Origin of the sequence: Hyphomicrobium sp., from assembly GCF_035548195.1 — a bacterium.
Taxonomy (GTDB): Bacteria; Pseudomonadota; Alphaproteobacteria; order Rhizobiales; family Hyphomicrobiaceae; genus Hyphomicrobium_B.
In genome coordinates, this window is the sequence record NZ_DASZTY010000028.1 from 1 (window position 1) to 1704 (window position 1704).

A 1704-nucleotide genomic window follows, 5' to 3' on the forward strand; every position below is an offset into this window, starting at 1 on the left:
GTTCGGCGCGCGGCCGCTGGCGCGCGTGATCCAGGATAACATCAAGAAACCTCTGGCCGACGAGATCCTGTTCGGCAAATTGAAGGACGGCGGCACGGTGCGCGTTCTGCTCGACCGCGAGAACGACAAGCTCGCTTTCGAGTTCATCCCCGCCGCCGACGCCAAACCCCGCCCGCCTGCGTCCAAAAAGAGGCAGGAGCCGGAGGAGAGCGTTTAGGCTTTCTCTTCCAGGCCTCGCTCCACTTGTCATCCCCGGCGAGCATCGCGCGCCAAGCACGCGATGCGAGGGAAGGGGAACCAGGGTTTGAATATGCCAAGTCGAAATGAATTGGTCCAAGCGCCGCCATGGCGAACGACAATCGGCGGTTCACCTTTCGCCGATCCTGCAGCAGACGGTCACTTCTCCTGGATCATCCCGATCGAGTGCAGCCAAATCTCGACCAGTCGCGGCCAGTCTGTGATTGGAAGCGCAGTGTGACGCAAACCGAAAGCGTGGCCGCCTTCCGCGTAGAGATGCAGCTCCACCTTCGCGCCGGCCTTTCGCAGCGCGGCGGAATAGACCAGCGACTGGATCACGCCGTCCGTGTTGTCGTTCTCCGCCTGCACGAGAAACGTCGGTGGGGTGTCGCTCGTGACGGGTACATTCGGATTCAAGCCGTTCTCGCCCGTCGCGAGCCGTCCCGGCTTGTCGCCGGTTGCGAGATGCCCCGGATAGACGAGCACGGCGAAATCCGGACGCGCGCTTTGCTTGTCGGCTTCGTCAATCGGCGCGTAGAGTCGCTTCTTGTATCGCGTGCTGATCTCGGCCGCGAGATAGCCGCCCGCCGAGAATCCAAGCACGCCGATCTCATGCGGATCGATGTGCAATTTTCTCGCCTGAAGACGCATCAGCCCAATCGTTCGCTGTGCGTCCTCCAGCGAACGTGTTGAAGTTGCGAGGTTGTCGGGCCGGCAATCGCATTTCTGGTCATATGGTTCGCTCGGGACGCGGTACTTCAGCAGGACGCAGGTAATGCCCCTGGACGTCAGCCAATCGCAGACCTCCGTACCCTCGAGGTCGATGGCCAGCACTTCGAAACCACCGCCGGGAAGCACGAGGACCGCGGCTCCGGTGTTGCGCCTCCTGGGCGAATAGACCGTCATCGTGGGAACGGAGATATTGGTCGCATAGGTCCAAGGCCGGCCGCCGACGTTTTTTTGGACGATACCGGAAGATTCCGGTCCCGGCATCGGCATGTCGTCCGGCGGTGTTCCCGGCCATATCGAAATCTGCGTATGACCGGGAGACGGTTGCCATCTGGCTGCCTGCGCGTGTTCGCCTGCGAGCGCCACCACCATGCAGAGTGCAACAACCGAAAATTTCATCGCATGCTCAGAGACTAGGGCGCCGGCGGAATCGTCTCGTATTTCGGCACGCCGTCTTCGCCGATGTCGTAATAGTCCCCCTTGTCGGCGACGAAGATGTGGATAGCGAGCTTCGTCCCCGTCGGCTTGTCGAAGGCGCCCATCGAAAGCCCGATCCAGTCGCGATAGATCGGGTCGAAGAACATGTTCGCGCCGCAGATCTTGCAGAAGCCGCGGCGCGCCTTCTCCGACGAGCGATACCAGGTGACGTTCTCCTCGCCTTCGATCGTCACGCGCTCGCGCGGAATATCGGTCCCAGAATAGTAATGGCCGGAAATCTTGCGGCAGATCGTGCAATGG

3 protein-coding genes are annotated in these 1704 nt (G+C 61.4%); 1 reads left to right on the plus strand and 2 read right to left on the minus strand.

The genetic code is table 11. From position 1 onward, the window contains the following. Positions 1 to 217, plus strand: a 217-nt coding sequence (locus tag VHB22_RS12230; protein WP_325457258.1) for a hypothetical protein, incomplete at its 5' end; no start/stop codon positions are given. Between the two features lie 179 nt (positions 218 to 396). Here the strand turns inward: VHB22_RS12230 and VHB22_RS12235 are convergent. Then, entirely contained in the window at positions 397 to 1365 is a 969-nt protein-coding gene (locus VHB22_RS12235; protein WP_325457259.1) for an alpha/beta hydrolase, read from the minus strand. 14 nt (positions 1366 to 1379) lie between these two features. Further along, the coding region (locus tag VHB22_RS12240; RefSeq protein ID WP_325457260.1) for a GFA family protein at positions 1380 to 1704 on the minus strand (325 nt) is incomplete at its 5' end.

Bases quoted from the DNA above. Each gene is read 5' to 3' on its own strand.
- VHB22_RS12235 (WP_325457259.1), bottom strand. From the start codon at position 1,365: ATGAAATTTTCGGTTGTTGCACTCTGCATGGTGGTGGCGCTCGCAGGC.